General features: G+C 70.0%; 10 protein-coding genes and 3 tRNA genes. 8 read left to right on the forward strand and 5 right to left on the reverse strand.

Going from position 1 to position 8294, the window contains the following annotated elements; genetic code table 11:
* Positions 1–7 precede the first annotated feature (7 nt).
* From AC1DVZ_RS11975 to AC1DVZ_RS12005, 7 genes are all read left to right on the forward strand, one after another.
* Positions 8–997: a pirin family protein gene (locus AC1DVZ_RS11975; protein WP_477618420.1), complete on the forward strand. Its 990-nt coding sequence runs from the start codon at positions 8–10 to the stop codon at positions 995–997.
* A gap of 35 nt (positions 998–1032) precedes the next feature.
* Positions 1033–1317: a hypothetical protein gene (locus AC1DVZ_RS11980; protein WP_477618421.1), complete on the forward strand. Its 285-nt coding sequence runs from the start codon at positions 1033–1035 to the stop codon at positions 1315–1317.
* Positions 1314–2153, forward strand: coding sequence for an oxidoreductase (locus AC1DVZ_RS11985; RefSeq protein WP_477618422.1), 840 nt, complete (start codon positions 1314–1316; stop codon positions 2151–2153). The genes AC1DVZ_RS11980 and AC1DVZ_RS11985 overlap by 4 nt, the downstream gene beginning before the upstream one ends.
* A 4-nt stretch (positions 2154–2157) precedes the next feature.
* Entirely contained in the window at positions 2158–3225 is a 1068-nt protein-coding gene (locus AC1DVZ_RS11990; protein WP_477618423.1) for a PHP domain-containing protein, read from the forward strand.
* Entirely contained in the window at positions 3222–3596 is a 375-nt protein-coding gene (locus AC1DVZ_RS11995) for a GntR family transcriptional regulator (protein ID WP_477618424.1), read from the forward strand. Before AC1DVZ_RS11990 ends, AC1DVZ_RS11995 begins: the two co-directional genes overlap by 4 nt.
* Before the next feature lie 166 nt (positions 3597–3762).
* Positions 3763–3835 (forward strand) — tRNA-Glu (locus AC1DVZ_RS12000).
* 20 nt (positions 3836–3855) lie between these two features.
* Positions 3856–3929: transfer RNA gene (locus AC1DVZ_RS12005), tRNA-Asp, on the forward strand.
* Positions 3930–3989: 60 nt separating this feature from the next.
* On the opposite strand, the gene AC1DVZ_RS12010 is transcribed toward AC1DVZ_RS12005, so the two are convergent.
* The gene (locus AC1DVZ_RS12010; RefSeq protein WP_477618425.1) at positions 3990–4913 is read right to left on the reverse strand and encodes an NADP-dependent oxidoreductase; all 924 of its coding nucleotides are present in this window, start codon (positions 4911–4913) and stop codon (positions 3990–3992) included.
* Between the two features lie 169 nt (positions 4914–5082).
* Here AC1DVZ_RS12010 and AC1DVZ_RS12015 point away from each other — a divergent pair.
* Positions 5083–5159 (forward strand) — tRNA-Phe (locus tag AC1DVZ_RS12015).
* Positions 5160–5254: 95 nt separating this feature from the next.
* On the opposite strand, the gene AC1DVZ_RS12020 is transcribed toward AC1DVZ_RS12015, so the two are convergent.
* From AC1DVZ_RS12020 to AC1DVZ_RS12035, 4 genes are all read right to left on the reverse strand, one after another.
* Complete coding sequence (locus AC1DVZ_RS12020) at positions 5255–6325, reverse strand: site-specific integrase (protein ID WP_477618426.1); 1071 nt, start codon at positions 6323–6325, stop codon at positions 5255–5257.
* A 53-nt stretch (positions 6326–6378) separates the two neighbouring features.
* The gene (locus AC1DVZ_RS12025; RefSeq protein WP_457256536.1) at positions 6379–6558 is read right to left on the reverse strand and encodes a helix-turn-helix domain-containing protein; all 180 of its coding nucleotides are present in this window, start codon (positions 6556–6558) and stop codon (positions 6379–6381) included.
* Between the two features lie 19 nt (positions 6559–6577).
* Positions 6578–7936, reverse strand: coding sequence for a hypothetical protein (locus AC1DVZ_RS12030; protein ID WP_477618427.1), 1359 nt, complete (start codon positions 7934–7936; stop codon positions 6578–6580).
* The coding region (locus AC1DVZ_RS12035; protein WP_477618428.1) for a hypothetical protein at positions 7933–8294 on the reverse strand (362 nt) is incomplete at its 5' end. The genes AC1DVZ_RS12035 and AC1DVZ_RS12030, both read right to left, overlap by 4 nt.

The following is an 8294-nucleotide window of genomic DNA, read 5'->3' on the forward strand; positions in this document are numbered from 1 at the left end:
TGGGTTCGTGAGCAATGTCGAGACGCAGCCACAGGAGACGGTCTGCTCCACGACTCCACGAGCGGACKGCGTGGAGATCCTCGAACCCCGCGACGTACCGCTCGGTGGGCCTCGAGCCATGACCGTGCGGCGCACCCTCCCCCAGCGTCAGCGCTCCCTCGTCGGCGCCTGGTGCTTCGCCGACCACTACGGCCCGGACGACGTCGCCGGCTCGGGTGGCATGGACGTCCCGCCCCACCCCCACTGCGGGCTGCAGACCGTCAGCTGGCTGTTCACCGGCGAGATCGAGCACCGCGACAGCCTCGGCTCGCACGCCGTCATCCGTCCCGGCGCGGTCAACCTGATGACCGGCGGGCTCGGCATCGCCCACTCCGAGGTGTCCACCCCCGGCACCACCGTCCTCCACGGAGCCCAGCTGTGGGTCGCCCTACCCGAGGCACATCGCAACGCCCCCAAGGCTTTCCAGCACCACGAGCCAACCCCCGTCCGGCTCGACGGCGCCACCCTGAGCGTCTTCCTCGGCACCCTCGCCGGCCAGACCTCACCGGTCGACACGTTCACCCCCCTGCTGGGCGCCGAGGTCACCGTCGACGCGGGGGCGAGTGTCGAGCTCGCTCTCGACGCGGCATACGAGCACGGGGTGCTGGCCGACAGCGCCGGACTCACCGTCAACGGCACCGGCACCCCCCGCAGCGCCATGGCCTACCTCCCCACGACGACCACGGCACTCATCCTCACCAACACCACGGACGACCCCGCTCGCGCGCTCCTCCTCGGCGGGCCGCCGTTCGAGGAGGAGATCGTCATGTGGTGGAACTTCGTGGGCCGCAGCCACGAGGAGATCGTCACCGCCCGCGAGGAGTGGATGGCCCACTCGGCGCGGTTCGGCGAGGTGGACGGGTATGCCGGTGAGGTCAAGCATCTGCCAGCCCCCGCCATCCCTGCGGTGCGGATCCGCCCGCGCGGCAACGCATCTCGCAGCGCCCGGGACGTGTGACCCTTTCCCAGCAGGTCATGGGGCAGACTGGCCGCATGAGTCCCACCACCGGGCAGCGCCCCGGGCAGCGACCCGGCGGCGTCGCGGCCTTCGCCCCCATCGTCGTCGCCGTCTGTGCGATCGTCGTGGTCCGCGAGGGCCTCGAGGCCGTGTTCCCCGACCTCAACACGTGGGTCGTGTTCGGCACCGCGCTGGCAGCGGGGTGGCTGGCCTACGCAGGCGTCGAGCGCTGGCTCGCCCGCCGCAACAGCGACGGACCCACCGGACCCACGGGGCCCGCCGGGCCCGCCGGGTCCAAGGGCCCGGGCGAGGGGCAGTGAGCGCCGCACCCACCGGACCGGTCCTCGTCACCGGCTGCTCGTCCGGCATCGGCCGGGCCGCAGCCGAGACGCTCGTGGCACGCGGCCACACGGTCTATGCCACCGCCCGTCGCACCGAGACCCTCACCGAACTCGAAGCCGCCGGTGCGCGGGTCCTCGCCCTCGACGTCACCTCCGAGGAGTCGATGTCCAGCGCGGTCAAGACGATCGAGGCCGAGCACGGCACCGTCGGCGCCCTGGTCAACAACGCCGGCTACGGCGAGTACGGCACCGTCGAGGAGACCGACCTCGACAAGGTGCGGACGATGTTCGAGACCAACGTGTTCGGCCTCGCCCGGCTCACCCAGCTCGTCCTTCCGGCCATGCGTGAGGCCCACAGCGGCCGCGTCGTCAACATCGGCTCGATGGGCGGCCGCTTCACCTTCCCCGTCGGCGGCTACTACCACGCGACCAAGTACGCCGTGGAGGCCATCACCGACGCCCTGCGCAACGAGGTACGCGGCTTCGGCATCGGCGTCAGCCTCATCGAACCCGGGCTCATCCGTACCGGCTTCGAGGAGACCGCCCTCACCTCCGATGCCGCTGCGACACAAGAACATTCACCGTATGCCGCGTTGCTGGCCTCCAGCGCCAGCAACACCACCGGCGGCTACGGCAACCCCATGGTCGCCACCGGCCCTGAGGCCGTCGCGAAGGTCATCGTCAGGGCCATCGAGTCGCGCCACCCCAGGTCGCGCTACGTCGTGACGCCCGCCGCCCGTGCCCTCATCGCCACCAGGACCCTCGGAGGCGACCGGGTCTGGGACTTCATGATCCGGCAGCAGTTCAAGGGGTAGCACCGTGGTCGCCTCCGTCGAACCGCTCACCGCCCCCGTCGAGCCCGACGAGGCCCTGCGGCGCATCGCCTTCCTCCTCGAGCGGGAACGTGCAGGCTCCTACCGGGTCGAGGCGTTCCGCAAGGCCGTCGTCACGGTCCGCGAGACGCCCGACGACGAGCTCCACAGCCGCCACGAGGCCGGGACCCTGCAGGATCTCGCCGGGATCGGGAAGTCCACCGCAACGGTGGTGAGCGAAGCCCTGGATGGCGAGCTCCCGGCATACCTGGAGTCGTTGCAGGGCAAGGCGAAGCCGCTCGCGAAGGGCGGCACGGACCTGCTCGCCCAGCTCAGGGGCGACTGCCACTCTCACTCCAACTGGTCCGACGGGGGCAGCCCCATCGAGGAGATGGTGCTGACCGCTGTCGAGCTCGGCCACGAGTGGCTGGTCCTCACCGACCACTCCCCCCAGCTGCGCGTGGCCAACGGCCTCACGGCCGAGCGACTGACCAAGCAGCTGTCGATCGTCGACGCGATCAACGCGTCGCTGGGTGGGCAGTTCCGGCTGCTCAAGGGGATCGAGGTCGACATCCTCGACGACGGGTCGCTGGACCAGACCGAGGCGATGCTCGCCAGGCTCGACCTCGTCACCGCGAGCGTCCACTCCAAGCTCAAGATGAACAGGGCGCCGATGACCACGCGGATGGTGGCGGCGGTCTCCAACCCCCGCGTCAACGTGCTGGGCCACTGCACCGGCCGACTCGTCGAGGGTTCACGGGGTACGCGAGCGCAGTCGGAGTTCGACGCGCGCGCCGTGTTCGAGGCGTGTGCAGAGCACGGCACCGCTGTCGAGATCAACAGTCGTCCCGAGCGACGCGACCCCCCGGACGAGCTGATCCGGCTGGCGATGGAGGTCGGCTGCTTGTTCGCGATCGACTCCGACGCCCACGCCCCGGGGCAGCTGGAGATGAAGGCGTACGGCTGCGAGCGCGCCGAACAGCTCGGGATCGACCCCGACCGGATCGTCACGACCTGGGACGTCGACCGCCTGCTGGAGTGGGCGGCGCCGCCCAGGGCTGCGAGCGGCGGGTGAGCCCCCTGCCGGTCTACGTCGACCTGTCGTCGCACGAGCCACCGTTCGAGCAGGTCAGGGCACAGCTGGCCGGGCTGATCGCCGGCGGCACCCTCGCAGAGGGCGACCGGCTCCCGACCGTGCGCGGGCTGGCCGCCGACCTGGGCCTTGCAGTCAACACCGTGGCCCGGGCCTACAAGGAGCTCGAGGCCGAGGGGCTGGTCACCACTCGAAGTCGCGCCGGCACGGTCGTCGCGGCGGGCTCCCAGCCCCTGGACGTGGCGCTGCACCGCATCGCCGCCGAGTACGCCATCCGCGCCGCCCGAGCCGGCCTCAGCGAGGCCGCCGCCATCGACCTCGTGCGCGCGGCGCTGCGGGATGCACGCGCCTGAAGAGGCGCCCGGCATACCCCTTGGGGATGGGTTGTCGGAGCCGTCCTGACCCGGTCCGGCTGGGGCCGTCGGAGCCGTTTTGGATATCCGGGCAGTCTGCCCGTATGCTTTCGCGAGTCCTCGACGGATCCGCGCCTGGCGCTAACGGCGGGGGGCCGTTGAACTGGTCCCCATCGTCTAGCGGCCTAGGACCCCGCCCTTTCACGGCGGTAGCACGGGTTCGAATCCCGTTGGGGATACGCAGTAAAAGCACCATCTAGGCCCCGTAGCGCAGTTGGTTAGCGCGCCGCCCTGTCACGGCGGAGGTCGCCGGTTCGAGCCCGGTCGGGGTCGCTCGAAAAGCCAAGAGGCCCGCACGCGAGTGCGGGCCTCTTCGCATCCTGCCAGGGTCCGTCAGACGCTGACCTCGATGGCGATCTTGCCGCGGACGTGTCCGGTCTGGCTGAGCTCGAACGCCTTGGCCGCGTCCGCGAGCGCGAACACCTCGGCCACCGGGACGGTCAGCCGGCCGGAGTCGGCCAGCTCACCCAGCGCCGTCAGGTCCTCCGCGTTCGGTCGCACCCAGGCGGCGATGCCACCGGCGTCAGCGACCGTCCCGTCGGCGATCGACCCGTGTCGGCCACCGTCGGCGAGGACCGCCTGCGTCACGTCCAGGACGCCGCCCACGAAGTCGGCCACGACGTCCACGCCGTCGGGCGAGAGCCCACGGACGCGCTCGGCCAGCCCGGCGCCATACGTCACGGGCTCGGCACCCAGCCCGCGCAGGAACTCGTGGTTGCCCTCGGAGGCGGTGCCGATCACGCGCGCGCCGAGGGCGCGGGCGATCTGGACGGCGAAGATGCCGACGCCACCCGCGGCGGCGTGCACGAGGACGGTCTCGCCGTCCTTGATCCCCAGCCGAGCCAGCAGCTGGTATGCCGTGAGGCCGGCGAGCGGGAGGCCGGCCGCCTGGTGCCAGTCGAGCGACTTGGGCTTGCGCGCGACGGTGCGCACCGGCGCGGTGACGAGCTCGGCGAAGGTGCCGCCCTGCACCCAGTCCTTGCGGGCGTAGGCGATCACCTCGTCGCCGACGGCCCACTCGGGGGTGTCGGGACCGACCGCCTCGACGACTCCGGCCACGTCCCAGCCGGGGATCGCGGGGAACTCCACGACCATGAGGCCGTCGAGGTAGCCCTTGAGGACCTTCCAGTCGACGGGGTTCACGGCCGCGCTGCGCACGCGGATCAGCACCTCGCCCGGGCCCACCTTGGGGTCGGGGAGGTCGGAGAGCTGGAGGATGTCGGGGTCGCCGTACTCGGCGAAGGTGATTGCCTTCATGGGGGACGCAACTTGGTTGCACACGCGGCTATTCCGCGATTGCAGCCGGTTGTGAGCGGGCAGCACGGATCGGCTATGATCCTGCAGTCGCGACGGTCCCCCGGGCTTCGGCACGAGACCGCCGCGATCGCATGTTCTGGGTGCATGGTCACCACGCACGTGCACCCACGGCCAGGTAGCTCAGTTGGTACGAGCGTCCGACTGAAAATCGGAAGGTCGGCGGTTCGACCCCGCCCCTGGCCACCAACAAAACCGCAGGTCACAGCGTTGCTAGATCTACGGTTTCTGGTCTCCTGAGCACGTTGACAGCAGTAATTGACAGCAACGCGCCCGGACGCGCGTCATGACAACCGCTCCCCGAGCAGCCTGAGCGCCTTCCGCTTCTCCTCCAGCGAGGTATGTGCGTAGATCGTCATCGTCACGTCGATGGCGCTGTGCCCGACGATCTGCTGAACGATGTGCGGGGGTACCCCCTCGGTCAGGAGCAGGGTCACGCAGGTGTGCCGCAGGTCGTGGAATCGAGGCAAGGGCTCGTCGAGGACCTGGCGGACGCGGTACCAGTTCCGGCGCAGGTTGTCGGGTTCCATGGGTGTGCCGATCCTGGAGGCAAACACAATGCCGGTGTCTTGCCACGCCGCGCCATTCGCCAACCGCTCCTTGCCCTGGGCAGCCTTGTGGGCACGGAGGGCGTCGACGACTTGGGGTGGCAGCGGGACGGTGCGACGCGAGTACCGCGTCTTGGGCGGCAAGACCTGGATCCGACCGTCGACCCGCTGCAGGGTCTGCACAATCTGGAGTGTCTCGGCCTCTAGGTCGACGTGCTCCCATCGCAGGCCGAGCAGTTCCCCGCGACGCAATCCTAGATAGACGGCCGCAACGAAGAGGGCGTACAGCCGATCCGATTTCGCGGCCTCTATGAGCTTCTTCGCCTCATCTGGCGACAGTGAGCGGCCAACGTGTTCGACCGGCGCTGGGATTTGGACGAGCTTGGCGACGTTGCGCGGGATCAGTTCCTCTCGCATTGCGTATTGCAGGCCGGCGCGGAGCACGGCATGAACTCGCTGCACACTACGGCGGCGCAGGCCGGTCCCGGTCAGGTCCTGGCACATGAACCGGACGTCTCTCACCGTGAGGGCGCGCAACTTCTTCTTGCCGATGTGCGGGACGATGTGCAGTCGCACCGCAAGCTCGTAGCCCTGGTATGTCTTCGGGGCGAGGTTGGGCTTCACGACGGTTGCGAGCCAGTGCTCCAGATAGCTCTGGACGGTCCAGTTCTCAACGGAGACGCGCACGCCTCTGTCGAGGTCGCGCTCGAGGGTCACGAGCTTTTCCTTCGCCTGCGCGCGGGTGTTGCCGTAGACGAAGACGCGCTTGCGTCCTCCCGTGTTCGTGTGGGCGTAGGTCGCGCCCACCCATCGGCCATCCTGTCGGCGGTACACGGACCCCTCCCCGTTGGCCCGCCGGGTCATGCCGACTCCTCGACTAGGCGGTCGACCATCTCCTGGCATGCCTGCACCGGTACGAGGCGGCGGCGGCCGATCTTGACTGATGTCAGGATCCGCATCCGGATCAGGTCATAGATCGTGGATCGGGTCACCCCAAGGACTTCGGCAGCCTCCTCGGGGCTCAGCAGCAGCTTCTCCATTGTCATCCTCCTTCCGCTTCTAGAGGCTGGGTCCGAGGTCCGACGAGGACATCTGACGTACCTGCGCGGGATGCATAAGGCCCATGTTCGCCTGGAGGAAACGGTCCACGGCTTCATGCCAGGCGTGCATGAGGTCGCTGATGTCGTTCAGCGTGGCTGGGATGTGCCGGCCGTGCTTCCGTTCGCTGAGCCGGTCCGACGCCGGCGTGAGCGAACGCGCTGGGGCGAACAGCAGCCCGGAGCACGCGAGCCGTTCGGGCAGTGTGCGAACGCTGATGAGCTGACGGCTCAGGTAGCTGGTGGCGCGCAGCAGGCCGGCCAGGGCGGCGTCACGGTCGGCGCCGTCCAGTCCCGCTGCGCCGAGCCGGATCGGTTCGAGGGCCTCATGCAGGGCGCGGCTGGCATCGACGAACGCGTGGGCTGGACGGGTGAGTGTCGACGCGCCGGCCGGCCACGCCTGGTCGACATCGATCAGCGCCGTCACGGCCTCCCGGAGCCCGGTTGGGTCCTGACCGGCCCATGACCGCGTGTCCCCTGCACAAGCGAGCTCTTCGATCGTGGCGAGCAGGTGGGTTCCCTGGCGGGTGAGGGTACGCAAGCTGTCGACGCTGGGGACGGCTGCGCGCACCTCGGTCTCGGACGTGCGCGCCCACTCAGCCACCACGACGTCGAGACCCCTGACGGGGCCGGCGGGTGCGGCCTGGGCATGGGTTACGCCCACCTCGTGTAGCCACCGGGCGACGGCGGGCCGGCTGGTGGTCAGTGAGTCGAGGAAGCCTTCGGCGTGCAGACCTACCGTCATCGGGCGTTCGGTGTTGGCGAGCGGGACGGAGGCCATCGTGTGGTGGGCGGCGAGCGTAGCGATGGCCAGGACTCGTCGGGTGGTGTCGGCGAGCCCGTCGATGTCGTCATGGATTAGGTCGAGCCCGGGGTGGCCGTGGAGCAGGTCTGCGAGTGCGCCGAAGGTGCACGTCACCCGCGCCATTGGGTGCGGATCGGTGATCTGTGGGAGGGCCTCGACGTCGAGGGCGGGGAGCTCGTCTGGTGCGGGGGCGGGGATCGACTGCAGATGCTGTCGGCGTGTGGAAGCCGCTGCCTGGCGTTCGAAGTGGTCGCGGGTGCTTGGCTCCGGCTCGGAGTGGGGCATGCGCACCGGGCCCGTGAGCGGTTGCGGGTACTGGTCGATCACGGCTCTCAGTGCGGCGTGTTCCTTCGGGACCAAGATCCCGTGCTCCCCGAGCATCCCTGTCAGGAGCCGGTGCACAGTCACGTCGAACGCCGCCCATTGCTGCAATGTCACCGGGGTCTCGTCCCGACGCAGTTCGCGGCTGAGCAGCTCGGCGCGGGCGAGGAGATCGGCCGCGGTCGTGGTGCTCATGGCGTCCCCGTCTTGTCGGACTGGGTGCGGGCGATGCGGGCGAGTTCGTGGACGTGCCAGGCGCACAGCGGCAGGTCCGCTGGTCCGTCGAGGGGGTCGATCGTGTCGAGGGCAGTGATCGCGGCGAGCAGGTGGTGCACCAGCCGGGCGCCTCGCGGCGAGATGGGGTCGATGGGCCGGCTGGGCGGGGGCAGGGTCGCGGCGGCGAGCTCGACCTGTGCGGCGAACGTGTGGCCCGCGACCGGGTCGCTGGCCCGGGCTCGTGCCGCGGCGGCGGCCGCCGCGAGGTGCCGGTGTGCGAGGTCGATGAGGTCTTGGGCGCGGGTCGTGGCGGTGTGCACGGGGATCTCCTTCAGAG

The sequence above is a fragment of the Pedococcus sp. P2_E5 genome, from assembly GCF_056403895.1.